We start from the raw sequence: 24,901 nt of genomic DNA, 5'->3' as shown, positions 1-24,901 counted from the left end.
ATCTCCCTCATTCGTCCCGCATAGCCCGACCGTTAATTTTTTTTCCACGTAAACGTATATTTTCCTCATCCAAGGTCACACTGATAGTACCGGCGCCGAGAGGTGTCGGGGACAACCGCGGAGAAGACTTACGTTTCCCCATAAGCTCTTCGTCCGGTTTCTCCTCTCCCATGAAGGCCCTCGTCGCGAGACGGGGGTCGACTTTTTGTTTCCGGTTCACATATTTAACAAGTATTCGCAACACACTACCGACATATGAAACCAATCATCCCATTCGAGCCTATCCGTGCGGCGCATGTTCCAGAAGGTAAACAATGGATTTACCAGATCAAATGGGATGGCGTTAGAATCTTGAGTTATTATGATGGGACGTCCATTAAACTGTACAATCGGAAGAAAAATGAGCGCACCTGCCAATTTCCCGAATTGACGACTCCCGATTATTGCTCCGCGCAGTCCTTTATTCTGGATGGCGAAGTCATTGCCTTAGCGGCGGATGGCAAGCCTTCTTTCCATGAGGTCATGAGACGAGACGGCATTCGGAGGCTGGAACGCGTACCTTTAGCGCTTAAAGAAGTACCGATCACCTATATGATTTTCGACGTCGTTTACTTCAATGACGAATGGATGAACAATCGATCGCTCCGGGAGCGCCAACAGCTCTTGCAGGATATCGTCATTCCGAGTCCAACCGTACAACTGGTTGCTTCTCATCTAGAAGGGAACACGCTCTTTGACGTGATCAGGCAGCAATCAATGGAAGGTATCCTATGCAAGGATTTGAACAGTACCTATGCGATTGATGGAAAGGATGACCGATGGGTTAAGGTTAAAAACTATGGGGATGTGATCGCGGTTATTGGAGGCTTTACGCTCAACGGCGGAATTGTGAATTCGCTTCTGGCCGGACTTTACGAGAACGGAAAGCTTTACTTTATTGGCAAAGTCGGTACCGGAAAATTATCTGCAGCAGATTGGCGGGAACTGACGGTAACATTGAAGAGTATAGAAGTGTCGGAAAGCCCTTTTGCAATCAAGCATCCGGATATGCGGGGCGCTTATTGGGCGAGGCCGCTGCTGACGGCCAGAATCCAGTTTGCGGAATGGAGAATACAGGAAGGCCGAACCATGAGACAGCCAAGCATACAAGCGTTTGTGGATGTTTTGCCAGACGAGTGCGTGTTCGAATGAAACGAAAAGAGCAGCGAGCGTTCTCTTCACTGCTCTAAAGGACCCGCTTATTTGACCGGTTCCACCGTTAAGAACCCTAGAACACCGTCGGCTAAAGTTGCCACGGCGTTATTTGTTGAGCGCAGAATAACCTGATCGCCAACTCCATAGGCGATGATGGTCAAGGCTGTCACAGCAATCACAGCTTCGATAAAAGGTACGTCGGCAAAGTACATGAGCAATAATACGACCACAGCACCGTCGAGAATCCATTTCATGACAAACTTCACTGCTGAGAACCTCCTTCCTCCTTTACGGTTAACCTCATAAGAGGGAGACAAGAGAAGGAGAGGGTGAACGAGGGTGAACTCCTGCTCTTGTCTCGACAAAACAAATTAACGAATGAACTGTCCAGCTTGACCAGCCTGTCCAGCCAATTGCTGTTCCGCCATTTGTACTAAGCGGCGTGTGATATTGCCTCCGATGCGTCCTGCATCTTTAGTAAGCATCTCGCCGTGGTAACCATCCTTCGAAAATTGGATCCCGAGTTCCTGGGCTGCTTCATACTTCATTTGATCAAGTGCAGCCCGAGCTTGTTGGACAACGAGTTGATTCGAATTGCGATCGTTTGCCATGTTGTTTTCACCTCCACTATTTACCACCTATTATGCTTCCCTGATTTGACTCCTATGCAAATTTAGAAATTAAAAGCTTCCACTAATCTCCTAGTGAAGTGTATATACGAATCGTATATCATTGGATATAGAGAGACTTGCAAACTTTTGTTTGCACTTTTCTTCATAACCTTTTTACCTCCTTGGAGTCACGGCCAGTGGCTCCCTTTTTGCATCTTTGGAGTTGACGGGAAGGAGTCGGCAAAATGTTTCTGCCTCCTATGTTGCCGGAGAAAAGAGAAAATCCTTTCGATGATGAGCGGTACATATTCGAGCCTAAGATCGACGGACACCGTCTCCTTCTGTCCATGGAGAAAGGAATTGTCCAGCTTTTTACGCGCCATAACAACGATATCACGAGATTGTATCCGGAACTTCATTATGTACCGATCGAGGATAACTCCGACGTGGTCCTAGACGGCGAGGTGGCATGTCTTGATCCCGATAACGGAACGGTGGATTTCGAGTTGGTTATGGACAGATTCAAACTAAAGAAACCCATGAGTATACAAGAAGCGGTTATTAGCCACCCGGTTCATTTTTTCGTTTTCGACATCCTTAGATATAAGGGAGAAGATTTAAGAGAACGGCCGCTTATCGAGCGGAAAATGTTGCTTGAACAGGTTTTGTCGGCTAACAACAGCATGAGTCCTTTAATGTCTGTAGAAAGCGCCGGGGTGTCATTGTTCGAGGCGATCCAGCAGAAGCAGCTTGAGGGGATGGTCGCGAAGGAGAAAACTAGTGAGTACTCAGGCCGACGCGATAGAAATTGGCTTACGGTCATTAACTACACCTATGCCGAAGTTCAGATCGTAGGTTATCGTAAAAATCAATTCGGATGGTTACTGCGGCACAGGAACCGAACTGTCGGCATTCTTGAGCTCGCAGTTCCTTCTTCGCATAAGAAAGCTTTCTACGGCGTTTCTAAAGGACTCGTGACTGGCGAGGATCAAAACTTTGTTTATGTTGAGCCAAGCATTAAAGCGATGGTACGTTCCCGCAATTGGACTCGGGAGGGCATGCTGCGGTCGCCGGAGTTTGTAGATTTCGTCATCTAAACAGACAAAAAAAGGACGCTTTTCAGCGTCCTAAACGACAACTATTCCCATGTTCGCAACTCTCATTTTAGTAAGTATTTGTTTGAAGTGCTTCTGAGAAAGAGTTACCTTCTTTGATTTGTGATTAATTTCATATTCGAAATAGGCATGCGCAAATACTCGATCCATCCGTTTAATCATTGGAACATGGATCACTACATTGCGATCAGCTTTCTCGAACTCGAATCCGCTGCCCTTAAGAGAGTCTGCCCAATAACTCAAAGTGCCCGTAATATAATATTTCGCTTCGAGCGTATGCACAGTTACCCATCTGTCGACCATATCGAATTCTAGAAATAAAATCTCGCTTACTTCTACATTGATAATGCCGTTTTTCCCATGTACATCGTCTGTTACTGAGATTAACATTTTTTACCACTCCATTTACTTCAACAATTCATTCGGAGTCTCATCTTGGTGTATGTAAGCCCAACTTGCCGTGCTGACAATCATAACAGCTAGCGAGCCAAGGATCGTCGCTAGTGCGTACGCTACACGTCTTTTCATCTTTATCACCTCCTTAATTTAATTAACGTTAGACATTGCACCAAGAAAGCCGAAGCGAGAATCGGCGAATTAATAATGAAATTAATTGAGACGATTAGAATGGAGGCGATCTTTAACAACGGATAAAATCTGACTGGGATGCGGGTTTGTTTTTCAATTCGTGAAGGGGCGAAAAGAACTGCGAGAACAACATTGATGGCGTTCATGATAAGTACGACAGAATAATCAAAATTTGCAAAAGAAACAATCGTAACCCCCAAAGTCGATACTACAATACATAACGTTCCGGATTTCAAATGCATTCCGCCTGATACTTGTCTTAAAACGGCATAAGCAACCAAGATTGTTGCTGCCTCGGTAACTTTTCCGGTAAATAGAGAAACGATCAAGGATAGAGAAATAATAAAGAGCGCATTTAAGATAAATGAAATCGCGTAAGCGAGAACGTTCTCGCTTCGCGGGTGATCCGGAACAGTTGTTTTAATTACGGTTGCCAACCTTTTTGATAACAAACCAATCATTCGGAAGCATCCTTTTTAATCGAATAAATGAGTGAAATAAGAAGCGCAAGTAATAAGATTAATAAATTTGTAAATACCGCTTTGAAGTACATCATTAATCCTAGAGCAACCAGAAAAACGGTTCCCGCCGCTACTATTGCTCCTCTTTCCCACTCGTAACGATATTTTTCAAACTCGTAAGAGAACCCTACGCCAAATTTATAGAGAAGCCAGCCTATTCCAAAACCTATAAATCCAGTCAAAGATTGAACTAAGTAGCCTTTCCAAACAAATGATTGCGACTCGGATAACGAAAGATAACCGTCTGAGGATATTATGATTAAGGTTTGGAGCGCTATAAAAGCCAGATAACCGGTTATCGTCATTAATACTGCGCCAATCAAGGGAAGGCGTATAAATATAAGCAGAAAAAATATTGTAATGACTAGATTGATAATCGGTGCAATCGACTGCAATGACAAATCCTCGCGAATAAAGTAGCTCTGTAAATTAATAATGCTGATTACGATCACGAATTTTCCTATATACTTCATGAAATCAATACGAAATATATAAAACATTAACGCATACACTGAAATTCCCTCTAGCAGCGAAAAAAACATATATCCGAGAAAATCAGCCATTCTCTTCTATTCCCCTTACAAAGTTGTTTAATACAATTTTACTTTATGTCAGAATTTCCCGCATCATTTATTTATTATTTTAAAGCTAATTCATGCAAATAATGCTGCGGACATCGTTCAGATGCTACCGGCGGCTTTGCCTCCAGCCCTTAATCATGCCCAAGTACTCCCTTGTGACTCTGGAGGGGGGCCGATCCGACACTCCTCTTCATGCCTGCGCAATTTGCGAAAAGGTACCTTTATCCCTATGTATCAGAAGGAGAATAGAACCACCGCAACGGATCCTACCTCCTTTCCGCAAAATCGTACCATTATCCCATCCGGTCAGGGGGAAAACCCTTGTTCATGCTTTTGAAAACAAACCCGGAACGTTGAAATTTTACCCGACATCCCTTGAAAATAGAACGTATGTTTGGTATGATGGGAATAAGAACAAATGTTCTATTTGAGGAGGGTGTCTATGTTTCCAGATCATCTGACCTTCGAGGCATTTTGCCAGCAGTTCAACTCCGAGCAGGCTTGCGCCGAGGCGCTGTTCGAAGCCCGATGGCCGGACGGCTTCCGTTGCCCGACTTGTCGTCATCCTCACTTTTATCCAAACGCGCAGACTGCCTCTCTACGAATGCTGCTCCTGTCGCCATCAGACGTCTGTCATCGCCGGCACCATCATGGAAGGCAGCTCCACTTTGTTGACCCGATGGTTCCAAGCGATGTTTCTCATCTCCCGGCCTTCCGGCATCAGCGCCTCCCGCCTGTCCCAAGTGATTCAGGTCACCTATAAGACCGCGTGGCTCATCGCAAGAAAAATCCGCCATGCCCTGCAACAAGCCGATGAAGGCGACCCGCTCACGGGTGTTGTGCGAGTTGACCCTATCTCTTACGGTTACACGTATTATAGCGAGGCCCAGCAGCCGCTGTTGATCGGCGGATCCCTCGACGAGCAAGACGAGCCCGAGCAAGTCAAAATCAAACAACCGGATCCCAGCCATGTGAATAACGCGTTGAGGTGGATTGAAAAACCTGGCGTCCAAGCGTTCGTAGACAATCATATAGATGGACAAGCTGTGACCGTTTTAGGGCGCGGCAAACTTCACCCCGCTTTGAACCCCATCAAGTGGAAGGTGACCGCGTGGCTAAACAATACGTTTCAAGGCATCGGAGCCAAACATTTGCAGGCTTATTTAGACGAGTTTTGTTTCCGGTTGAACTTAAAACTTCGCCATGCCCCGGTTTTCAGCCAGCTGTTCCATTGGTGCGCCACGACGCCAACCTTGACTTACAAAGATCTGACCCGCAGCAAACCGGTTCTCACCGTTCCCTGGGTGGTCTGGGGAAGCAAGGCGAAGTGGAAAGGAAAATATCTCACCCTATGGAATACTTGATGCTTAGAATACCTGCTTTTTAAGTTGCCGATAATCCGTTCCGTTCCATTCCAATTCATTAAACGGCAAATTTGTGCGTGGTATCCGGGAATCCGTGGATTGCAACTCCCCGCTCAAGTCATGACATTCGAATATCCGCTAATTGGCAACTCACTTCTGAGGCAAGGGGATAATGGTACCATTTCTCCGAAATGGCACGGAAATTATGTCCATGAACTTTCTGGTAGGTCTAAATAAACCCCGTCATGTATCTTAACGGGGTTTATCCATGGAATGGCTTGTTAACTCATAGGCATATTTTTTAAGTCTTACGCGTATTTCCGATCTCACTACTTCCCGCATAATGCCAAACTTCTCGCTATATCCCCTGCAATAGTATTTGTAATACATAACCATATCCGCTTCTACGTCTTTGTGAACCCTTATATTGCGTTTGCTTAGTTCCCGATTTATTCGGATTTGGTCCTCTCTGACTTTGTTCAGAAAAAGCTGAAGGAAACCTTCGATTAATGACCTCAGTACATTTTTTGAATTTTGAATTTCCACAACGCTGTTATTAGCCATAATAATCATAAATGGCAACAGAACAGAGTCCCTAATCAGGGTCAACTCTTCTTGTGTCGGTCTGTTGTTTTTAGGCGTCTCATTCCGTGCTTGATATTGCTCATGATGTTCCGGGAGCAGCATTTTCGTTTTCCAGCGTTCGTTCCCGTCAAGTTTGCTCATTTGTAATGTCCTCCGATTTTAATCGCCCTTTCGCTTGCTTGGCCGGATCGTAACAAAGATGAAGCTTTCACTATAGATGCAGATCCAAATCGGTTTTTAATGCCGTCCGTTGCCTTCTCCACTTTCCTCAGCTTCTCACGATCGTCGAATAGGGTTAGCTGATAAGTGGAATCATCGGAAAGCTGGGTAAGGTTTATAGCTAACTTCCGGACAGGAAGTCCGTTCCAATGCTCTTGGAACAAACGGCGTGCAGCAATCGCTATGTCATGCGTGATATTGGTCGGATCCGGCAAAGTCATTTGACGGTAAAATCCGGTTGGACGATCAAAATCCGCACCTTGGCAGCCAACCGTTAGAACGCGCCCTTGATAACCCTTTGACCGGCTTCTCCGGCACACTTCCTCGGCTAATTCCAAGAGCACGACTTCGATCTCCTCGAACTTTCGATAGTCGTAGGGGAGCGTCATCCCGTGTCCGATTGCCTTCTGCTCCGGTCTCGTCAAGGCGACTACAGGACTGGGGTCGATGCCATTGGCCGTCTGCCAATAATACTCCGCCTGGATATCGCTCTGACGCCCCATCTTTTGCCGCATGCGCTTTTTGAACTCGCCTAAAGGCATCCGGGCAATTCCCCCGATCGTGCTGAGGCCCATATTCACGAAATGGTTGGCCATTCTGCTTGCGACCATAAACATTTTGCTTACGTGCAGCGGCCAATATTCATCCTCCAAATTATCAGCGCCAAGCCAGAATACCCCGTCATTCCTTTTTTTACTAAAATTGTCTGTTGCCGTCTTCGCGAGAATCTTAGTGGGCCCAATACCAACCCTAGACCAAACGCCAGTGGATAACATGACTCGTGTTTGAATCTGACGAGCAATCTCTTCGGGAGATCCGAAATGGTTGATTGAATGAGTAACATCGAGGAATTGTTCGTCGATACTAAATGGCTCTACAAGTTCGGTGAACGACTCAAAAATCTCGGTAATAAGCAGGGAGACTGTAATATAGGTTTGCATTCTGGGGCGTATAATAACGAGTTCCGGGCATTTACCCAGCGCCTCTCCGAGTCGCTCGGCAGTCGTGACGCCCCTTGCTTTGGCAAGCGGGCAAGCGGCTAGAATGATTCCCGAACGGCGCGCCGGGTCTCCCGCCACCGCAACAGGACGATTCTTATATTCCGGATGCGCCGCCTTCTCGACCGATGCGTAAAAAGATTGTCCGTCGATTAGAAATATGGTTCGCTTAGGATGCATTGCGCGTCACCGGCCGCGCTGCTAAAATCCGGGCAATCTCGAATAGTCGGGGCGCCCGTTTCTGAATATCGTACGCAACCACCTTCTTCTCCCGGATTGTGCGCACGCGAATTACGCGTTGAGTGATCTGTCCATCTTTACCCTCGTAGATAATCTCAACAATCTTGCCGATGTATTTTTCCGGCATGATCTCCACTCTCCTGTGGTTTCATTTGAGAACATTTGTTCTCATCATACTACGAACTAGTGTTCTCATCAATACCACAAATTATTCCTTCATCGTTAAAAGCCAAAAAAAATCTCATCAGAACAATTCCAATGAGATTTTGCATCGCGCTACGACATCTAAACCGGTAAGTTTCGTGCATTTATGATCGCAAGCGACATATATTGACTTCGGATATATGGCGACTCTTCCGTTACTTTTCTGTATTTTCCGCCCGACAGCAACTGGTGAGCCTTCACGTTATCTTTCAACTGGAGCATCAATAGCCGGATAATGACTTGACGCACTCCCTGATCGATTACCGGACACATCACCTCGATTCGGTTGGACAAATTACGGTTCATCCAATCCGCGCTGGAAAGCCATACCTCGGGATGTCCTCCGTTCGCAAAACAAAAAACACGCGAATGTTCCAAATACCGATCGATGATACTTCGGACCGTTATATTCTCGCTTTGGTCGGGGACACCGGGGCATAAACAACAAATACCGCGGACAATCAAGTCGATTTTAACGCCGGCGCGAGAAGCTTCGTATAGTTTGTTTATCATTTCCGGATCCGACAGCGAATTCATTTTGCCGATAATTCTGGCGGGTCGGCCGGATGCCGCGATATTCATTTCCCTATGGATTAACGAGTATAACTTCATTCGCAAGTCCGTTGGTGAAACCGCCAAAACATGAGATTCCCGATGCGGGAGAAAACCCGAGATTTCATTGAATAAATCACCGATGTCATCGGCGATTTCCGCTTGCGAGGTAAACAATCCGATATCCGTATAAATCTTTGCCGTCTGCCCGTTATAGTTGCCGGTGGATACATGGATATACCGTTTCAAACCACCCGGTTCCCGGCGCTCAATAAGCGTCATTTTCGCATGAATCTTTAATCCGATCCATCCATGGATGACATGACAACCTGCTAATTCCAATTTCTTCGCCCAAGCGATGTTTCTTTCTTCATCGAATCGCGCTTTTAATTCAACGACGACAGTTACTCGTTTTCCGCTCTCTGCGGCATGTACTAAAGCACGAATGATTTTGGATTGCTTACTGACACGATATAACGTCATTTTGATGGCAGATACTAAAGGGTCCCTGGCGGCCTGCGCAATAAAATCGTTAAAAGCGTCGAACGATTCATACGGGTGAAATACGGCTACGTCCCGTTGCTGCAAAACCTCAAAAAAGGATTGATGCTTAAACGCTTGCGGATACATCGGTTTTTGTTTGGCGTATCTAAGTTGGTCATATTCCGTCAGCGATTGCGAAAGTTTCATTAAATAACTGATATCTATAGGACCCTCGAGCAGCGCAACATCATCATAAACATCCAATTTCCGCTGCAGCCACTCTAAAGCATAGGGATGAACGCTTTTCTCGATTTCGAGACGGACGGGCGCCCCCCGCAATCTTCTTCTTAATTTCCGCTCCACTTCGTAAAGCAAATCCTCAACGTTTCCTTCTTCCAGCGGCAGGTCGGCATCCCGAATAATTCGAAACAGATGAGCATCAATAACCGTCCGTTCATGGAATAAAGCGGGGATATGCGATTTAATCAATTGTTCGAGCAAAATAAACGTCCGTTTTTTGTCCGGAGCAGCAACGTCAATATAACGTCCAATTTGTAACGGAATCTCTAGCAATGCCATCGTTGGTTGTTCATGGTTGGACGTCTCGCCGGCCGACTTCAAAACAATCGAATAATAAAGTCCGTTAGAAGCGATTAGCGGAAATGGTTGTTTTTCCGATACGATAATCGGTTTTAAGGCCGGGAATACTTTACTGAAGAAAAACGCGTTCATTTCCTCTTGTTGTTCACTTGATAACGAAGCGTATGTCGTAAATACGATGCCTTCGGACTCCAACCGATCGGAAACCTGACGAAAGGTTGCGTATTGATCGGCAACGAGTCGCTCCGTTCTTCGGATCATTCTTTTCATTAACCCGGGCGGTGAATAGCCGCTGAAATCTTTTTCGGTCACGCCGGATTTAATTTGATTTCGAATTCCCGCAGCCCGCACGCTTATAAATTCATCCAGATTAGTGGAAACGATGGCCAAAAATTTAGCGCGTTCCAGCAGCGGCGTGTTTTCATTTTGCGCTTCCTCAAGAACCCGGCGGTTAAATTCGAGCCAGCTTAAATCGCGATTGATATATTTGCAGCTTCCGCTGACCTGATCCTCCGTATAGGGTTCCACAAGCCATGACCTCCACACAAAACGTTAAATTGTCTTTTTTATGCGAATAAATAATTGCCCTAATTTATGAATCAGCTTCCAAGTTGCGCAATAACGAATGGTTATCGTCCCCAAGGACTTTTCTTTTTCCGGAATTTCCATCGCGGACACCTCCTTTTGGAAAAAATCACCCGCCCCCCAGAACGGAAGCGAGTGAACCGATTTTTAAAGAAGATTCATAAAGCATTACTTATTACAAAGCTTCGTCTACCGTTTCGGCTACGCCTTGCGTAATGCGATTGTTGACCAACCTTTTCCCCGCCTCGTTACCGACCTTGCGTCCAACGGTATTGCCAAGCAATCCGCCGCAGATAGAGCCGACAACGGTTCCGACGCCGGGCATGATCGTCGTTCCTAAAATCGCTCCGTATTCGATGCCTGCCATGACACCAAGAGCGCCCGTTACATTTTCAGACGTTTGAATCGCATATTGCGATTTGTCCATCTGTCCGGCAGTCAGACTTTGGGTATCTTTAAGCTGGGATATACCGCCCGATACTAATCCGCCCCAAAGGGAACCCCCTTGGAATATTCCTTGAATCATACGTATTCACCACCTTATTGATCGATATGAGGTTGTTCCGATGAAAGTATGCCCCCGTTCGATGCATGAATTTCATCATTCCCGCTGCGAACATTTACCAACTTCACTTCCTTGATTCCAGCCTTCAATTGATCGTTCAAATCGAGCATCCATTCCGTTCCTTTGACCGCAAACTTCCTTACGGCTTTTCGGGCATCGGGGGAAACGGCGAGAATGACACCCGCGGCGGCAAGCAAAATACCTATCGGTGATTTAATCATGAGCGAGACCTCTTTCCTTTGGGAGTTGTTACCTTTACTTTGCATAAAAAGACAGGTGGTTATTCATATTAACAGCGTAGATTTCATGTTGAGGAGCTGTCATTATGGTGCCCCAGGGAAAACAAAGATTCCTTCGTTCATTACCGGGTCGAATCCGCATCGAGATTACCGGCCTTAAAGAGAACCCGAATACGACGGAGTTACTGCTGAGGCGCTTCTCGACAATGAAAGGCATATCTCGAATTGTACCTAATACCGTCTCGGGTCGAGCGTTAATCGAATACGACGAGGCCAGGGTAAATGTGCAGGAGATTATTCACGCTATTCAGCAAGTTGAACTTCACTTGGAGGATCCGCGTTGTTCGGAAGCGGCCGCAGCCGCGGAAATGCCGCCCTTGCAAGAGCGGTTGAACCCTGCGGGGCCTAAGCTCTCAATGCCGGAACCCGAACCGAAAGAGAAAGTTCCCATTCCGCTTGCAATCGCTATGGGCGGTCTGGCCGTCTTGGGGGCCAAAAGGCTGTTTCTAGGCAGATCGGCTCTGGCCGGAAGCCCGATACCCTTTTATTTGTCCGGATTGGTGTCGGTTGTCACGGGGTATCCCTTCTTAAGACGCGGCTTTGAATCGTTCTCGCAAACGAAAAAATGGAATTCGGATTTATTGCTCGGAACCTCTGCCTTGGCACTTGCTTTGGTAAGGGAAAACCTGGTTGTGCTTGCCGGGCTCGGCGTACTGCAATTCGTCAACTGGAAGCGAAGTCAACTAGCTCTTGGACCTGGTCAGGAGAACAGACTGTCTCCGGAAATACAAAGCTACAGCGAGAAGGCGGCCAAATGGGGGCTGATCGGAGCCGCCGCAACTTGGGCGATTACCCGCAATCCGCTGCAAGGCATAGCTGTATTGCTGGCAGCGAACCCAAGGCCGGCTACCATTCCTGCGCAGTACGCATGGCAGCAGGCTGAAGTCGTCTCTCACGAACGGAACTTTACCGTACCCTCGAATGGCTCGTTATCGCAGTTAGCCCGAACAAATACGATGCTTATCGAGGAAACGTCGCACTTGTTTGATCAAGAGGAAAATCCGGACGAGTTTCAGTGTTTCAGCAAGGAAGAGGATGCCGAGAAAGCCGTATGCTACGCGGCATCATTAATGAAGAGCAGCGGTCATCCTTGGAAGGAAGACGTATGGGAGCATGCCAAACGAACATGCCGTACGATACGCTCGGCTTTTCACGTTACTGAAGAAGACAGCGGCTTAACGGGTAAAATCAACGATATACCTATCTATGTTGGAAGTTCAGCTTATCTGAAGCAGCATGGGATCGCATCCGATACTTATGATTTAGAAGCGAAGCGATTGGAGCGGAAAGGCTTTAACGTGCTTTTCGTCGCCAAAGCCGGCCATAAGCCTGAACCGTGCCTTGGTTTTATCGCACGGAAAGAAGCAGCGGGTTTAAGCGAATGGGGAAAGCAGCTGTCGTCGTTCACGGACAAAGGATGGCGAATCGGCGTGCTGCAAAATCGAGCGAACGTCAGTGAGCAGTCTCTCAAGAAGAGGGGCATCGACTCAAGCTGGCTATCGCTTCAGCCGGGCGAAATTATCGAACGGATCGCCCTTATGCAGCAGCAAGGAGAGAACGCGCTATTCGTAGCCGATTCCGAGCGGAATCCATTAAATGAGTATATGGCGGCAGCCGGCATCCCTGTAATTACCAAGGATCAAGTCCCGCGTTTACTCGAAACCTCCGCTTATGTGAAGCAAGTGGATCGAACCGTTAATAAGCATTTCCAAATTACGAAGAGCTGGAATCTCCTGGGCTCCGCTTTGGCATCCCTTGGAGCGCTTAGCGCGCCTGTTGTCAATTTGGCTGCGGACGCGTTATCGCTTGTTTTCTTAACGAGGTCGAAGAAGGCTAGCGAAAGGGAGTCTCCTCCTTTAAACCGAATACCTGGTGTTCAGGAGATTGCCGCTGCCTCCGATAAGCCTGTATGGCACTCCAGTTCCAGAGAAGAGCTAATGAGCCGTTTCCAGGTCGATGAGTTTTCCGGACTGTCCGCCGCTCGTGTAGCAGAACTTCAAAGCCGTCACGGCAAGAACCGTCTGGAAGGAAAAAAAACGACACCTTGGTTTGTCACGTACTTCGGACAGTTCAAGGAATTTACGACCCTTGTTCTCTTGGGCACGACAACATTCGCTTTCCTAAGCGGCGGTTTATTTGACGGTATCGCGATGGGGGCGATTCTGCTTGCCAATGCCGCAATTAGTACTTTTCAGGAACGGAAAGCCGAGAAAGTCGTTCAGTCTTTAAACCAATTTCAGCCTCCGTTCTGCAAAGTTATCCGGGATGGCAAGGAATCCGAAATCTCGGCGATTGAATTGATTCCGGGCGATATCGTTCATTTGGAGGCGGGCAACCGCATGCCGGCCGACATTCGCCTCTTGCAAGCCTCGAACCTTCGCGTGAACGAAGCCGCGCTAACCGGAGAATCGCTGCCGATTGACAAAAACGAATTGCCCATCGAAGAAAATCTCCCATTGGCGGAACGAACCAACATGCTTTATATGGGAACGGACATATGCGGAGGAAAAGGTATAGGTATTGTCGTCAATACGGGCATGGACACGGAAATGGGCCATCTTGTTTCCCTTTTGAAGCAGGAGGAAAAAGAAGTTACGCCTTTGCAGGAGAAGGTAACTTCCATAAGCAAAACGTTCGTAAAGGGCGCTTTGGCGGCTGGGGTTATCGTATTCGTCGCCGGCTTGCTGCGCGGCATTCCTTTGAATCAAATGGTATCGACATCGATCGCGCTTGCGGCTTCCGCGATTCCGGAAGGTCTCCCGGTAACGATTACGATCGCGCTAAGCGCAGGTATTTTCCGTATGGCCAAGAAGAAAACATTGGTTCGGAAGCTGTCCGCTCTTGAAACGCTGGGGAGGACAACGATTATTTGCACGGACAAAACCGGCACGCTTACCAAAAACGAAATGATGGTAAGGACCGTTGCTTCCGTAAACCGCGCCTGGACCGTCACCGGCAATGGGTACGAACCTGTCGGAGATATTCAGGAGGTGACTGCGGAGGTTGCCGCCACTGCGGCCGCCGGACTGTATAAGGAAAGCAGCGGAGATGTAGAGATGGACACCGATTTGAAGCGGATTCTGGAAATCGGCGTGCTCTGCAATAACAGCAAGCTCGACCAGCAAGAAGGGAAATGGATCGTCAAAGGCGACCCGACGGAAGGCGCGCTCCTGACGCTCGCGGCCAAAAAAGGAATGTGGCCGCAGGACTTGAGCGGTTGGCACAGAAGCCATGAAGTTCCATTCGACTCCAATACAGGAAAAATGAGCGTTGTATGCAAGGAAAATGCGAAGTCGAACAGCGACTGCTATGTCCTTACGAAAGGCTCTGTTGAGGCCGTTCTTCGGCGATGCAGCCGATATCAGGCGAACGGCGAGCTATTCGAGTTAAAAGAAGATCAAAAACGACAAATTTTGCTGCAAAATGAGCAATTATCTACGGATGCCCTCCGAGTGCTCGCTTTCGCATACAGCCCCATTGACGGGGAGCAGGATAAGTCCTGCATAGATGAACAGAATTTGATTTACGTCGGGATGGCAGGCATGGCCGATCCTCCGAAGGCTGCGATCGAAGAAGGGATACGGGACGCGCAAGCGCTTGGGGTAAAACCGGTCATGATTACCGGCGACCACCCGATCACCGCCGTTGCGATCGCCAAGCAGATTGGCATTTACGACGGCACCCAAAAGGTTTTGTCCGGTCATGAGTTGGACCGTATGACGGATGAAGAGCTATCCGAGGTGGTAGAGAACGTATCGATCTTCGCGCGGGTTACGCCGGAGCATAAGCTGCGGATTGTCACGGCATTCCAAAAACGGGGCCATATCGTAGCGATGACCGGAGACGGCGTAAACGATACCCCTGCCATCAAGCAGGCGGATGTCGGCATAGCGATGGGCGAAAAGGGAACGGAAGTGACCAAAGAAGCGGCCGACATGGTGCTTCAACACGATCATTTCGGATCCATTGTCGATGGCGTGAAAGAAGGACGAACGATTATCGGGAACATCCGCAAAGCGTTAGGATGCTTGCTGACCGGCAATCTCGCCGAAATCATCGTCACAAGCGCCGCTGTCATGCTCGGCCTACCCATTCCGCTTGTGCCCGTACAGATTCTGCTGATGAATCTTTTGACTGACGCGTTGCCTGCCATGGTGCTTGCCGTTAATCCGGGAAACAAATCCGGCATAACCGAACGAACCGATATCGTGGATAGAAGGTTGTATCGAAAAGTAGTCGTCCGCGGCGTTCTGTTAGGACTTGGTTCGCTCGGATTGTTCGCGGCCAGCTTAGCGACAGGAGCTCCTATCGCCGTCGCGCAAAGCGTTGCTTTCGCCACATTGGTTGCCGGGCAATTACTTCAAACCTTTTCTTGGAGACAGGAAGGCTCCGAACAAAGCACCCGTGAATGGACGAAGGACCGCTTCTTGATCGGTGCGCTCGGCGTATCTTGGCTTGCGCTGCTGGCAGCTCTTTATGTTCCGCCCGTATCCCGTTTCTTTCACACGGCGCCTTTGTCGTTAACCCATTGGATTCCGGTATTGCTGGTGGCCGGTTCAGTTACTTTGCTTTCAAAACCAATCTTGTCCCTCGTATCGCGCCGTACCATTGGGTCACCTAACTTGCAAGCAACCGGTGCTGCGGCTTAAGCCGCGGCATCGGTTCCATTTCAAATATGGCTGGAGGATGAATCATGATCCAGAAAAATATCGACAAACTTATAGTTGGGGCCGCTCTTGTCGCGGCAACCTCCGTCATTGTGCCAATTGCAAAATCAACGCTGCGTCCCTTGCTCGCCAACGGACTAACCGCGGGAGAGGGACTGCTGAATCGAGCCCGATCATACGTCCAAATCGCGAAGGAAGAAGTAGAGGATATCGTGGCGGAGGCCCAGTTCGAACGGATGAAGAAGCAGCTTGATAAAGAAATCTCATCGATGGAAAACCATTACGCCAATGGCGCGAGGAGCGATTAGCAATGGAAGAACAATCCGTCGATTTTCATTTGCGACAGGCATTATCGCATCTTGATGCTGCACTGGACAAAAGCATACGACTTATTCACGATAATCAAGAAGAAAAGCAAATCGTCGGGAGCAAATGGGAAAAGTTTTTGGGTGAATTTTTTGGAATGGTTCGCGAAAAAGGAAAACAATCGAAAATGAATTTGCTGACGTGGATTTCATTTCCGCGTATTCGGTAACAAAGTAGTTTAATAGAATCCAAGCCGTCGTTTCATACTCTTGTATACATAGTCCTTTTCGTTGAGTTCGATTTAATCAGGCAATTGAAATAGCACGTTCCCTTTCCGGCTCGCATCGAATATAGGAGCTTCAGGAAAAGAGGTGATTACTTCATGCCTGTTACGATTCCTCACGAACCCGATCTTGTGCTTATAAGTTGGACAAGAAATCCCTTGCAGCCCGGCTCTCCGCGCAGAATTACGGCAGTTCGCGTCATCGGCAGCGCCAGCCCTTGCAGAAATTTGCTAAGGCCAAATTTATTGCTGCGTACAGCATTAAGATGTTTAAAAGATAACGGATTCCGTATCGTTGTCAGCAGAAAATCCACCGACGTTAGCGGATTCGTGCTCTTGAAGCGAAGTTAATTCGAAAGAGGATCGGGCTTAAACATCCGTTCCGAAAAATTCACGGATTGACTTGCTCGACCATCCCCCGCTGCCGGGATCGCTTACCGATCCGGCAAAGCCGGGCTTGGCCGGCCGGCCGGGCATCGAGGGTGCTCCAGGCGCCCCGCTCATCCCCGGAATGGACGGTAAACTGGAACTCGCCGACCTAGTAAATGCGATTATGTTACCCGAGCGATCCCTCAACACTCCTTTATCCAACCAGCCGATTGGCTGTCCCGTCAATGTGAACACCTGCTTCTCCTGGTAAATCCAACCCAAATTGCGCCCGTTTCGGCTAACGAATCGATCACCCTCTGCCAGCACGAAAGCCGCTTGTCCATACCGATCGAAGTACCAATCGCTCATCTTATAATTCCTCCGGTTTTTAAGTAATTATAGCATAATGCAAATACATATTTTAAGAGAACCCGCGGCCTTAGAGGCCACGGGTTCTTTGATCGAAATTCCATCCGTAAAAATTTCTGCTGTTATCATTCACTGCCTTAGTAACATTCCTTACATCCAGACCTCGAAGCAATGAGATTTCACGGATGACATCTCTGACCATGCCAGGCTCCGTGTGTTTGCCGGCAAACGGACCTTCGAAAGGCCAAGGGCCGTCCGTCTCGACCATCAGGCGATCGATCGGGAATGCCGCCACCAACTCTCGAATTTCCTGCTCATACAGCACATCCGGAGTTACAGAGATATAGTATCCGTTACGAACGATACGCGTTACCGTATGCGAGCTACCCTTGAACCAATGAAAGTGAGCTTTGCGGATGGAATGGCGTTCTAGCAAGTCAAGCACCGTATCTGCGTCCTCATAGACCGCATGAAGCGCGATTGGCCGGTTCAATTCCGATGCTAATCGGATAAAGCCTTCCAACTGCCTCCTATACGGCGACAGATCGAAAACCTCCCCCTTTTCCTCCGCTTCCTTGCGCGTGTAATAAGGAAGGCCGACCTCTCCGATGGCGAACGATTCCTGCTCTTTTCCCCGCTCCTGAATCCAGTCGCATAAAACCTGCAGCCCTTCCTCATCTAACGGCGGCTGCTCCGGGTGATGGCCGTAAGCGGGCATTATCCGTCCGTCATGCCGTAACGCGAACTCGCGGTTGACAAGACAAGACTCCAATCCCATAGACACGGATACTACGCCTTCTATGCCCGATCCCCAAGCCGCTTCCAGCATCCGATTTCGCTCTTCAGCCTCATAAAGGTCAAGATGAATATGAGTATCAAACACGAGAGGTATCCCCTTTTTCCAACAACTCCGGCACTTCCCGCTTCAGCTCCACGAATGCCGGATCCGTCCATACATCAGCGCGGCGAGGACGTTCGAAGGGTACGACAATTTCACGTAAAAGGGTGGCCGGAGCAGGAGACAGAACATAAATGCGATCCGACAGCATCAACGCTTCTTCGATGCTGTGCGTGACGAACAATACGGAACGACGATTAGACTCCCATAACTCCAACAGCCACTTCTGCATATCCGCTCTTGTTAAAGCATCCAAAGCTGCGAACGGCTCGTCCAAGCACATGACATCGCGACGCATGAGCAATGCCCGCAAGAAGGACACTCGCTGCTGCATTCCTCCGGACAGAACATGGGGATATTCCTCCGCCACGCTTCCGAGATGGATGCGATGAAGCCACTCTAGCGCCTGTTCCTTCGCTTCTTTCTTCGCGGTACCCGCGGTCACCAATGCCGAAGAAATGTTGTCGGCAACGGACAACCAAGGAAACAGCGCCGCTTGCTGCGGCATGTAGCTGATAAGGCCGCGTTCGCCGGTCACTACCTTGCCGCCGATGGCAATATGCCCCGAATCCGGGCGTTCCACCCCGCCAATGAGACGAAACAGCGTCGACTTACCGCTTCCGGAAGGTCCGATGAGCGTTACGAACTCACCCTCTCGAACATGCAGCGATATATCGTTCAGAACGGGAACGCGCAATTTCCCCCGTCGGTATGACTTGGAAATCCCGGTAAGCTCCAGCATCTTATGACCGTAATCCTTCATGACGATTCACCTGCCCAGTCATCGGAAGATCGTGGACGCCAACGGATGACAAGACGCTCCAACACAACCACGGCGCCATACAGCAATAGACTGAGCGTGACAATGCAGACGATTGCTCCGAATACGGCGGAAGTATCGTAACCTTTGAATTTCAATACTAAATAGTAGCCGATCCCCTTGCTGGCCCCGAGCCATTCCGCTACAACCGCCGATGAAACCGCGTAGGTTGCCGTAATCTTCAGGCCCGAGAACAGAAAACTAAGCGAAGCCGGAAATTCCAACCGTTTCATCCGTTCCCATCGAGATGCGCCGATCATCCCCAAGTATTCGCGCAGCTGAGGCTCGGCTTGTCCAAGCCCCGCCAGCATCGATAAGGCAATCGGAAAAAAACAAACGATGATGAGCAATATCAATTTGGGCATTAGACCGAAGCCGAACCAAATCATGAGCAGCGGTCCAAGCGCAATAATCGGAACATTCTGCGAAAGAACCAATAAAGGAGATATGGCGATACGTAAAATAGCAACGGAATGAATAATCAACGCGACGATAATTCCTACAGCCAATCCTAGTCCAATACCCATAAGCGCGAGCTTCAGCGTCGATAGGGAATGTTTCCAGAGAAGCGCGGAGTCTTCCGCCATACGCAGCGCGATCGTCCACGGATCGGGTAAAATCCACGGATCCATCTTAAATACGGTGCAGCATGCTTGCCATACCCCGATGAAGACGATCAGAGTCGCTAACGGAATCAGTACACTTCGTAGAGCCTTATTTCCCATCCGGATACTTCTGCAGCAGACGCGCCATCGAAGCGCCTTCCTGTCCGTCCACGACCAATTTGATTTGCGACATGACCGAGGGACTTCCCTTCTCGAACATTGCGGTATTCATTTGCTTCACGATATCGAGCAGCTGGTCGAGGTCACCCTCCATCGTCGTCTCCAATGGTCCGACCCGATAGAGGACCCCGGATGCCTTAATAATTTCGATTGCCCGGTCTACATAAGGAATGACCTCTTCCCCGGCGTTCACTTTCGGCAATATTTGGATGCTTAACAAAGCTTGTGCCAAACGTCCCATCTCCTTTGGATCCTGCTTAATTTAAACTTTATTTAGGTAAAAATTCGGTCGTGAACATCTCGTCGTAGTTCAGCTCTTTTTTCAACAGTCCATTTTTTGTCATCCAATCCCCATATCCGGACCATACTTCTTTCTTCTGTTCACCCCAACGCGGAGCATCGTCTTTGTATTTGGGGCTTAACCACTTCTGGCTTGCTTTGACCAAATCCGCATTCAACTCCGGAACCGCCTTAAGCAGCAGTTCGGCAGCGGCATCCGGATTGTCGATCGCATATTGATAACCTTCCGCGGCCCCTTCCACGAACGCGCGAACGAGATCCGGCTTATCTTTGATCATCTTTTCGCTCGTCGTCAAAAGCGGGGTGTAGTAATCCAACTGTTTGCTGTAATCGGACAAATATACCATATTGATCGGCTCTTTGCGCAGCTCGGCTTCGATTCCCGTCCACCCGTAGAAAATCCACTCGAAATCGATATCCTTCTTCACCGCCGTGAAAAAGTCGGCCGACCCTGCATTAACGAAAGTCACCTTATCGACATTGGCGCTTTGAACGTTCATCAGAGACTGAATGACCGCTTGCTCCGCGGGAGAACCCCATCCGCCATACGTTTTGCCTTCGAAATCTTTGGGCTCCTTGATATTCTTGGCTGCCGGAGAAGCAAATCCGGACGTATTATGCTGAATGATCGCGGCTACGGATACGATCGGCAAGCCTTGCTCCCGAGCTAGCATCATGCTTTCCTGAGCGCCGACTCCGAATTCCGCGGCGTTGCTTGCCACCATCGCATCCGAACCTGTCTCAGGCGGTTGTATGATGTTCACCTTCAACCCGCGTTTCTCCCACAAGCCTTGATCCCTTGCCGCATACAGCCCGGTATGATTCGTATTCGGCGTCCAATCCAGCACGAGCGTCACTTCTTGCAGCGATCCCTTCTTGCTGCCGCACCCCGTAAGCAACAACGTTGCCGCTAACACCATCAATCCTAACCCTTGCCAACCTTTTCTTTCCGCTTTCATTTTTCTCTCCCTCTCTGATCTTGCCAATGGATAAGAAGAGAGTTTCCCACAAATCAAAAAACGCCCCCCGATTCCGGAGGGCGCCCTATATTTCACGGACGAATGACACAACGGCTAGCCGTCGCGTTCCCACCTTCCTACGCTGGTATTAACCAGATCAGGTATAAGGGTCTGCATCATAATGGGATGCACTCTCAGCCGGCCTTGCTCCAGCTCCCCCGGGGCTAATTCAATTGTAGAAACCCGCTTCTTTCAATCCTTATTATAGCAAAGAAGCGCCGATTGTCTATGTTTTAACAAAAGTGCGGTCGGACGAACGGAGCCTGGTCAACCGCAAACAATCCGCTAATCTTGCCTGCCGATTCGTCGTCGGTAAATTCGTGCTCGATGCTGCCTGCGGAGCGGGCTTCGGCGCCAAAATGCTGGATATTGACCCGTTTAAAGAACCAAACGCTCCGGATCCGGATAAACCTGAACTCGGAGCGTTCTTTTTTACCGGAACATCGTGTACAGTTTGATCAGATGCAGCATATTATTGGGATCGATTTTCTGAGCGATAATGAAATTAACCAGTTGATCCTCTTGCGTTTCGGTTAGTGGTTCATTTAGGATTCGCGCGAATTGTTTGACCCATCTGCGTACTTTGGCCCTGTCCTGCAGATCGTATTTCGTGACTCCATCCAGCAAACCTTTAATTCGCTCTTTGGTCGCAGCATTTTTCATCTTCACTTTGACGCGTTCCACGAACTCCGCCTTGATGCCGAACTTTTGCCAGCTTGGGCTCAAAGAGGTCACGCTCCTTCCGGCAGCTATTCGGTACATCATATGCCGCCGGAAGACGTGCAATGACAAAGTCGCATGCCCAAGAAAGTATCAACTAATCCAAAGGCTCCCCTTGGTGCTTGGCGTCACGCGCAAGGTTATCCCTTAATTCCCCATAAACGGGCGAAGACCAGAACTCTTCAAGCGACGTTAACGCAGCCGCGTCGTCCCTTGCTTGCTCAAGCACCTCAAAGTCGTTCAGCAGATTCGCCAGCCGGAACTCCGGCATTCCGCTCTGCTTCGTTCCGAAAAACTCTCCCGGACCTCTGATTTCCAAGTCGCGCCGCGAAATTTCGAAGCCGTCGTCGGTTTCCGTCATCGCTTTCATTCTTTCCTGCCCGTTCTCCGATTTAGGATCCGCGATGAGAATGCAATACGACTGGTGCTCCCCCCGTCCGACCCGGCCTCTGAGCTGATGCAGCTGCGACAATCCGAATCTGTCGGCATCCATAACGATCATCAGCGTAGCATTCGGAACGTCGACGCCTACCTCGATAACAGTCGTGGACACGAGTACGTTCGTCTCGCCGGCTGCGAATGCCGCCATCGTCGCCTCTTTCTCGGTGGGGGTCATGCGCCCATGCAACAGCCCGATCTTCAAATCGGGCAATGCCTGAGTGAGCTGCATATGCAGGTCGATGGCGTTCTGTACGTCAAGCTTCTCCGATTCTTCGATCAGCGGGCAGATGAAGAACGTTTGCCGCCCCAACTCCGCTTCCTTGCGAATAAACCCGAGCACTCGGTCCATCATATCGTGCTTGACCGAATAAGTTTTAATCGGTATGCGGCCCTTCGGCCGTTCCCGAAGAGTCGAGACGTCCATATCTCCGAACACGGTAATAGCCAGCGTGCGGGGAATCGGAGTGGCGGTCATCGTCAGCACGTCCGGATTCATCCCTTTGCGGCGCAAAATGCTTCGTTGGTTAACGCCGAAACGATGCTGCTCGTCCGTTACGACCAAACCAAGGCTGCGGAAAAATACGTCCTCCTGTATGAGCGCATGCGTGCCGACGACGATATCGAGCAATCCCATTTGCAAGGAAGCGATAAGATCGCGGCGTTTGCGTTCGGTCAAGCTCCCCGTCAGCAGACCGACCTGGATGCCGTATGGCTCGAACATCTTGCTCAGCGAACGCGCATGCTGGTCCGCCAATATTTCCGTCGGGACCATGAGCGCGCCTTGGTAACCGGCTTTGACCGTAGCGTAAAGCGCAACGGCGGCGACAACGGTTTTACCTGCGCCAACGTCCCCTTGCAGCAATCGGTTCATCACGTAAGGCTGTTTCATGTCATGAAGGATCTCGTTAATTACTTGTTTCTGCGAATCCGTTAGCGAGAAGGGCAGCACGCTTACGAATTGGCGAATTTCCTCGTTATTAACGGGATGAGCCACGCCGTCCGCCTGCTTGAGGTGGGTGGCTCGGTAAGCTTGCAGCTTAAGCTGGAACAAGAACAGCTCTTCATAAACCATTCTGCGCCGGGCTTCCTGTCCTTCCCGCGTATTCTCGGGGCGATGAATGCGCGTGATCGCTTCCCTCCGAGGAATAAGCGAATGCCGGTTCAAAATTTCCGAAGGTAAAAGCTCCGGAATAAGCGCGCCGAATTGCGTTAATGCCCTGTCGATTAATTTCCGTATCGCGGTCTGCGTAATGCTGCCCCCGACGGAATAAACCGGCTGAAGCGTTCCGGTCTTCGCTGCGCCCCGATCGGGAAATTCCGAATCCGCCACGGTCAAATATCGACGCCGCTGATCCCATTTGCCCGTTAAAGTGATCTCGCGTCCCAACGTTAATTGATCCTTCAGGAATGCCCGATTAAACCAAATAGCGGTAACGAGCATAGATTGTACCGTCACACGGCAAATAAGCCGCGATTTGCCCCCGTATCGCTGCATGGTCGGCAGGGAGGCAATCGTTCCTTGAATCGTGATCTTTTCCCCGTCCTTCACCTCATGCAGCTCGCGAATTCTATAATCCTCGTAACGAAACGGATAATATTCAAGCAAATCTCCGACCGTGGAAATACCTAAGGCGTGGAACTCCTCCGCTTTCTGGGGGCCCACGCCTTGCAGCTTAGTCAGAGGGACTTGGAACAACTGAATAGTCATTAGACCAACCTCTTTAAGTACTGTTACTCCCTACCGGCTCGCCGGGGTTGCGAACAATCCGATCGTTCCAGGACCGGCATGCGTTCCGACGACCGGACCGATCTCGGTTTCCAGATAGGTTTGTACGTTTAATTGTTGTTTGAGAAGCTCGGATAATTCGGATACGCCTTCTACATATCCGGGTGTAACGGCCATCGTTAAATTCACCGGACGGTCTTTAAAGTCGGCTTCAAGCAACTCGGCAATTCGCCCCATTGCCCGTTTCTGTCCTCTTACCTTGTCGAACGGAAATACAAAACCCTCTTTATCTATGGACAATATCGGTTTGATATTGAGCAGCGATCCGAGCACGGCAGACGCTTTGCCGATACGGCCGCCTTTTTTCAAATATTCTAACGTATCCACGAGAAAATATAGCCGAAGTTCCCCCCGCAGTCGATGTACCTCCGCAATAATCTCTTCCTTCGATGCCCCGGCTTGCGCCATCTCGGCCGCTGTGACGACCAGCATTCCATAGCCATAGGAAGCCGATTTGGAATCAATGACCGTAACGTCCGCACTCTCGTCAAGCATGGACCTGGCGATCGTTGCCGATTGATAGGTTCCGCTTACCGCCCCGGACAGCTGTATGGAAATGACCGTATGGCCTTCGTCCGTCAACTTCTTATACACTTCGTAAAAATCGGAAGGAGAAGGCTGGGATGTCGTAGGGAGCCCATTAAAGGCAGTAAGCTTCTCGTAAAATTGCGTTGGCTGCAGCGTAATGTTGTCCAGGTACGTTTCATCCCCGAAATTAACTTTCAGCGGCACCATAGCGATATCGAGTTTGTCTCTCACTTGGGCAGGGATGTCCGCCGTGCTATCCGTAACCAGAACAATCGATGCCATAGCCTGTCCCTCCATCTTTATTAA

Annotated in this window: 29 protein-coding genes and 1 riboswitch; of the genes, 8 read left to right on the top strand and 21 right to left on the bottom strand. The window is 49.2% G+C overall.

The window, feature by feature from the left end:
- Positions 1–255: 255 nt before the first annotated feature.
- Complete coding sequence (locus K7P76_RS15890; RefSeq protein WP_232186296.1) at positions 256–1,191, top strand: ATP-dependent DNA ligase; 936 nt, start codon at positions 256–258, stop codon at positions 1,189–1,191.
- A gap of 47 nt (positions 1,192–1,238) precedes the next feature.
- Here K7P76_RS15890 and K7P76_RS15885 read toward each other — a convergent pair whose 3' ends face one another.
- Both K7P76_RS15885 and K7P76_RS15880 read right to left on the bottom strand, forming a co-directional pair.
- Positions 1,239–1,460, bottom strand: coding sequence for a DUF2512 family protein (locus tag K7P76_RS15885; RefSeq protein ID WP_232186295.1), 222 nt, complete (start codon positions 1,458–1,460; stop codon positions 1,239–1,241).
- A 105-nt stretch (positions 1,461–1,565) separates the two neighbouring features.
- Positions 1,566–1,805 carry an alpha/beta-type small acid-soluble spore protein gene (locus K7P76_RS15880; protein WP_232186294.1) on the bottom strand — a complete coding sequence of 80 codons (240 nt, stop codon included), beginning with the start codon at positions 1,803–1,805 and terminating at the stop codon, positions 1,566–1,568.
- Positions 1,806–2,050: 245 nt separating this feature from the next.
- Here K7P76_RS15880 and K7P76_RS15875 point away from each other — a divergent pair, with 245 nt between their 5' ends.
- On the top strand, positions 2,051–2,902 hold the full coding sequence (locus K7P76_RS15875) for an ATP-dependent DNA ligase (RefSeq protein ID WP_232186293.1): 852 nt from the start codon (positions 2,051–2,053) through the stop codon (positions 2,900–2,902).
- A gap of 30 nt (positions 2,903–2,932) precedes the next feature.
- On the opposite strand, the gene K7P76_RS15870 is transcribed toward K7P76_RS15875, so the two are convergent.
- The 4 genes from K7P76_RS15870 to K7P76_RS15855 are packed head-to-tail and all read right to left on the bottom strand — an operon-like array spanning position 2,933 to position 4,592.
- A complete protein-coding gene (locus K7P76_RS15870; protein ID WP_232186292.1) occupies positions 2,933–3,310 on the bottom strand; it encodes a LytTR family transcriptional regulator DNA-binding domain-containing protein in 378 nt (125 codons plus the stop codon).
- 15 nt (positions 3,311–3,325) lie between these two features.
- Positions 3,326–3,448 carry a cyclic lactone autoinducer peptide gene (locus tag K7P76_RS15865; protein WP_232186291.1) on the bottom strand — a complete coding sequence of 41 codons (123 nt, stop codon included), beginning with the start codon at positions 3,446–3,448 and terminating at the stop codon, positions 3,326–3,328.
- A gap of 5 nt (positions 3,449–3,453) precedes the next feature.
- A complete protein-coding gene (locus tag K7P76_RS15860) occupies positions 3,454–3,969 on the bottom strand; it encodes an accessory gene regulator ArgB-like protein (protein ID WP_232186290.1) in 516 nt (171 codons plus the stop codon).
- Complete coding sequence (locus K7P76_RS15855) at positions 3,966–4,592, bottom strand: hypothetical protein (RefSeq protein ID WP_232186289.1); 627 nt, start codon at positions 4,590–4,592, stop codon at positions 3,966–3,968. Before K7P76_RS15855 ends, K7P76_RS15860 begins: the two co-directional genes overlap by 4 nt.
- Before the next feature lie 436 nt (positions 4,593–5,028).
- Here K7P76_RS15855 and K7P76_RS33670 point away from each other — a divergent pair, with 436 nt between their 5' ends.
- Positions 5,029–5,373 carry a transposase gene (locus K7P76_RS33670; RefSeq protein ID WP_373692416.1) on the top strand — a complete coding sequence of 115 codons (345 nt, stop codon included), beginning with the start codon at positions 5,029–5,031 and terminating at the stop codon, positions 5,371–5,373.
- Positions 5,279–5,974, top strand: a complete 696-nt coding sequence (locus tag K7P76_RS15850; RefSeq protein WP_232186288.1) for a hypothetical protein — start codon at positions 5,279–5,281, stop codon at positions 5,972–5,974. Before K7P76_RS33670 ends, K7P76_RS15850 begins: the two co-directional genes overlap by 95 nt.
- A 252-nt stretch (positions 5,975–6,226) precedes the next feature.
- Here the strand turns inward: K7P76_RS15850 and K7P76_RS15845 are convergent, their stop codons facing one another.
- From K7P76_RS15845 to K7P76_RS15820, 6 genes are all read right to left on the bottom strand, one after another.
- Positions 6,227–6,700 carry a YhjD family protein gene (locus K7P76_RS15845; protein ID WP_232186287.1) on the bottom strand — a complete coding sequence of 158 codons (474 nt, stop codon included), beginning with the start codon at positions 6,698–6,700 and terminating at the stop codon, positions 6,227–6,229.
- Positions 6,697–7,956, bottom strand: a complete 1,260-nt coding sequence (locus K7P76_RS15840) for a DNA polymerase IV (protein ID WP_232186286.1) — start codon at positions 7,954–7,956, stop codon at positions 6,697–6,699. The genes K7P76_RS15845 and K7P76_RS15840 overlap by 4 nt, the downstream gene beginning before the upstream one ends.
- On the bottom strand, positions 7,946–8,143 hold the full coding sequence (locus tag K7P76_RS15835; protein ID WP_232186285.1) for a hypothetical protein: 198 nt from the start codon (positions 8,141–8,143) through the stop codon (positions 7,946–7,948). Before K7P76_RS15835 ends, K7P76_RS15840 begins: the two co-directional genes overlap by 11 nt.
- A gap of 158 nt (positions 8,144–8,301) precedes the next feature.
- Positions 8,302–10,383, bottom strand: coding sequence for a polyphosphate kinase 1 (gene ppk1, locus K7P76_RS15830; protein WP_232186284.1), 2,082 nt, complete (start codon positions 10,381–10,383; stop codon positions 8,302–8,304).
- 232 nt (positions 10,384–10,615) lie between these two features.
- On the bottom strand, positions 10,616–10,966 hold the full coding sequence (locus tag K7P76_RS15825) for a glycine zipper domain-containing protein (protein ID WP_232186283.1): 351 nt from the start codon (positions 10,964–10,966) through the stop codon (positions 10,616–10,618).
- 14 nt (positions 10,967–10,980) lie between these two features.
- Positions 10,981–11,226, bottom strand: coding sequence for a hypothetical protein (locus K7P76_RS15820; protein WP_232186282.1), 246 nt, complete (start codon positions 11,224–11,226; stop codon positions 10,981–10,983).
- 104 nt (positions 11,227–11,330) lie between these two features.
- Between K7P76_RS15820 and K7P76_RS15815 the strand changes: the two genes are divergently transcribed.
- From K7P76_RS15815 to K7P76_RS15800, 4 genes are all read left to right on the top strand, one after another.
- Positions 11,331–15,953, top strand: a complete 4,623-nt coding sequence (locus K7P76_RS15815; protein ID WP_232186281.1) for an HAD-IC family P-type ATPase — start codon at positions 11,331–11,333, stop codon at positions 15,951–15,953.
- Positions 15,954–15,997: 44 nt separating this feature from the next.
- Positions 15,998–16,279, top strand: coding sequence for a DUF5132 domain-containing protein (locus K7P76_RS15810; protein WP_232186280.1), 282 nt, complete (start codon positions 15,998–16,000; stop codon positions 16,277–16,279).
- Between the two features lie 2 nt (positions 16,280–16,281).
- Positions 16,282–16,506, top strand: coding sequence for a hypothetical protein (locus K7P76_RS15805; RefSeq protein ID WP_232186279.1), 225 nt, complete (start codon positions 16,282–16,284; stop codon positions 16,504–16,506).
- Positions 16,507–16,659: 153 nt separating this feature from the next.
- Positions 16,660–16,911 (top strand): hypothetical protein, encoded by a 252-nt coding sequence (locus K7P76_RS15800; RefSeq protein ID WP_232186278.1) that lies wholly within the window; start codon positions 16,660–16,662, stop codon positions 16,909–16,911.
- Between the two features lie 18 nt (positions 16,912–16,929).
- Here the strand turns inward: K7P76_RS15800 and K7P76_RS15795 are convergent, their stop codons facing one another.
- The 9 genes from K7P76_RS15795 to fakB all read right to left on the bottom strand — a co-directional run bounded on the left by K7P76_RS15795 (position 16,930) and on the right by fakB (position 24,877).
- A complete protein-coding gene (locus K7P76_RS15795) occupies positions 16,930–17,298 on the bottom strand; it encodes a 4-fold beta flower protein (RefSeq protein WP_232186277.1) in 369 nt (122 codons plus the stop codon).
- Between the two features lie 70 nt (positions 17,299–17,368).
- Positions 17,369–18,181, bottom strand: coding sequence for a TatD family hydrolase (locus tag K7P76_RS15790; protein WP_232186276.1), 813 nt, complete (start codon positions 18,179–18,181; stop codon positions 17,369–17,371).
- Positions 18,174–18,959: an ABC transporter ATP-binding protein gene (locus K7P76_RS15785; RefSeq protein WP_232186275.1), complete on the bottom strand. Its 786-nt coding sequence runs from the start codon at positions 18,957–18,959 to the stop codon at positions 18,174–18,176. The genes K7P76_RS15790 and K7P76_RS15785 overlap by 8 nt, the downstream gene beginning before the upstream one ends.
- Positions 18,956–19,741 carry an ABC transporter permease gene (locus tag K7P76_RS15780; RefSeq protein WP_232186274.1) on the bottom strand — a complete coding sequence of 262 codons (786 nt, stop codon included), beginning with the start codon at positions 19,739–19,741 and terminating at the stop codon, positions 18,956–18,958. The genes K7P76_RS15785 and K7P76_RS15780 overlap by 4 nt, the downstream gene beginning before the upstream one ends.
- Positions 19,731–20,033: a thiamine-binding protein gene (locus K7P76_RS15775; protein WP_232186273.1), complete on the bottom strand. Its 303-nt coding sequence runs from the start codon at positions 20,031–20,033 to the stop codon at positions 19,731–19,733. Before K7P76_RS15775 ends, K7P76_RS15780 begins: the two co-directional genes overlap by 11 nt.
- 37 nt (positions 20,034–20,070) lie before the next feature.
- Positions 20,071–21,060: an ABC transporter substrate-binding protein gene (locus K7P76_RS15770; RefSeq protein ID WP_373692414.1), complete on the bottom strand. Its 990-nt coding sequence runs from the start codon at positions 21,058–21,060 to the stop codon at positions 20,071–20,073.
- 117 nt (positions 21,061–21,177) lie between these two features.
- Positions 21,178–21,290: riboswitch (TPP riboswitch) on the bottom strand.
- 262 nt (positions 21,291–21,552) lie between these two features.
- Positions 21,553–21,846 carry a stage VI sporulation protein F gene (locus K7P76_RS15765; RefSeq protein WP_255678579.1) on the bottom strand — a complete coding sequence of 98 codons (294 nt, stop codon included), beginning with the start codon at positions 21,844–21,846 and terminating at the stop codon, positions 21,553–21,555.
- 91 nt (positions 21,847–21,937) lie between these two features.
- On the bottom strand, positions 21,938–23,989 hold the full coding sequence (gene recG, locus K7P76_RS15760) for an ATP-dependent DNA helicase RecG (protein WP_232186272.1): 2,052 nt from the start codon (positions 23,987–23,989) through the stop codon (positions 21,938–21,940).
- Positions 23,990–24,019: 30 nt separating this feature from the next.
- Positions 24,020–24,877: a DegV family protein gene (fakB, locus tag K7P76_RS15755; RefSeq protein ID WP_232186271.1), complete on the bottom strand. Its 858-nt coding sequence runs from the start codon at positions 24,875–24,877 to the stop codon at positions 24,020–24,022.
- Positions 24,878–24,901 lie beyond the last annotated feature (24 nt).

Source organism: Cohnella silvisoli (assembly GCF_021190915.1).
Classification (GTDB): Bacteria; Bacillota; Bacilli; order Paenibacillales; family Paenibacillaceae; genus Cohnella; species Cohnella silvisoli.
This window is presented reverse-complemented; position numbering and strand designations above follow the sequence as displayed.

Coding starts and splice junctions, on each gene's coding strand:
- K7P76_RS15890 (WP_232186296.1), top strand. CDS start 256: ATGAAACCAATCATCCCATTCGAGCCTATCCGTGCGGCGCATGTTCCA.
- K7P76_RS15880 (WP_232186294.1), bottom strand. CDS start 1,805: ATGGCAAACGATCGCAATTCGAATCAACTCGTTGTCCAACAAGCTCGG.
- K7P76_RS15875 (WP_232186293.1), top strand. CDS start 2,051: ATGTTTCTGCCTCCTATGTTGCCGGAGAAAAGAGAAAATCCTTTCGAT.
- K7P76_RS15870 (WP_232186292.1), bottom strand. CDS start 3,310: ATGTTAATCTCAGTAACAGACGATGTACATGGGAAAAACGGCATTATC.
- K7P76_RS15865 (WP_232186291.1), bottom strand. CDS start 3,448: ATGAAAAGACGTGTAGCGTACGCACTAGCGACGATCCTTGGCTCGCTA.
- K7P76_RS15860 (WP_232186290.1), bottom strand. CDS start 3,969: ATGATTGGTTTGTTATCAAAAAGGTTGGCAACCGTAATTAAAACAACT.
- K7P76_RS15855 (WP_232186289.1), bottom strand. CDS start 4,592: ATGGCTGATTTTCTCGGATATATGTTTTTTTCGCTGCTAGAGGGAATT.
- K7P76_RS33670 (WP_373692416.1), top strand. CDS start 5,029: ATGTTCTATTTGAGGAGGGTGTCTATGTTTCCAGATCATCTGACCTTC.
- K7P76_RS15845 (WP_232186287.1), bottom strand. CDS start 6,700: ATGAGCAAACTTGACGGGAACGAACGCTGGAAAACGAAAATGCTGCTC.
- K7P76_RS15840 (WP_232186286.1), bottom strand. CDS start 7,956: ATGCATCCTAAGCGAACCATATTTCTAATCGACGGACAATCTTTTTAC.
- K7P76_RS15835 (WP_232186285.1), bottom strand. CDS start 8,143: ATGCCGGAAAAATACATCGGCAAGATTGTTGAGATTATCTACGAGGGT.
- K7P76_RS15825 (WP_232186283.1), bottom strand. CDS start 10,966: ATGATTCAAGGAATATTCCAAGGGGGTTCCCTTTGGGGCGGATTAGTA.
- K7P76_RS15820 (WP_232186282.1), bottom strand. CDS start 11,226: ATGATTAAATCACCGATAGGTATTTTGCTTGCCGCCGCGGGTGTCATT.
- K7P76_RS15815 (WP_232186281.1), top strand. CDS start 11,331: ATGGTGCCCCAGGGAAAACAAAGATTCCTTCGTTCATTACCGGGTCGA.
- K7P76_RS15810 (WP_232186280.1), top strand. CDS start 15,998: ATGATCCAGAAAAATATCGACAAACTTATAGTTGGGGCCGCTCTTGTC.
- K7P76_RS15805 (WP_232186279.1), top strand. CDS start 16,282: ATGGAAGAACAATCCGTCGATTTTCATTTGCGACAGGCATTATCGCAT.
- K7P76_RS15800 (WP_232186278.1), top strand. CDS start 16,660: ATGCCTGTTACGATTCCTCACGAACCCGATCTTGTGCTTATAAGTTGG.
- K7P76_RS15795 (WP_232186277.1), bottom strand. CDS start 17,298: ATGAGCGATTGGTACTTCGATCGGTATGGACAAGCGGCTTTCGTGCTG.
- K7P76_RS15785 (WP_232186275.1), bottom strand. CDS start 18,959: ATGAAGGATTACGGTCATAAGATGCTGGAGCTTACCGGGATTTCCAAG.
- K7P76_RS15780 (WP_232186274.1), bottom strand. CDS start 19,741: ATGGGAAATAAGGCTCTACGAAGTGTACTGATTCCGTTAGCGACTCTG.
- K7P76_RS15770 (WP_373692414.1), bottom strand. CDS start 21,060: ATGAAAGCGGAAAGAAAAGGTTGGCAAGGGTTAGGATTGATGGTGTTA.
- recG (WP_232186272.1), bottom strand. CDS start 23,989: ATGACTATTCAGTTGTTCCAAGTCCCTCTGACTAAGCTGCAAGGCGTG.
- fakB (WP_232186271.1), bottom strand. CDS start 24,877: ATGGCATCGATTGTTCTGGTTACGGATAGCACGGCGGACATCCCTGCC.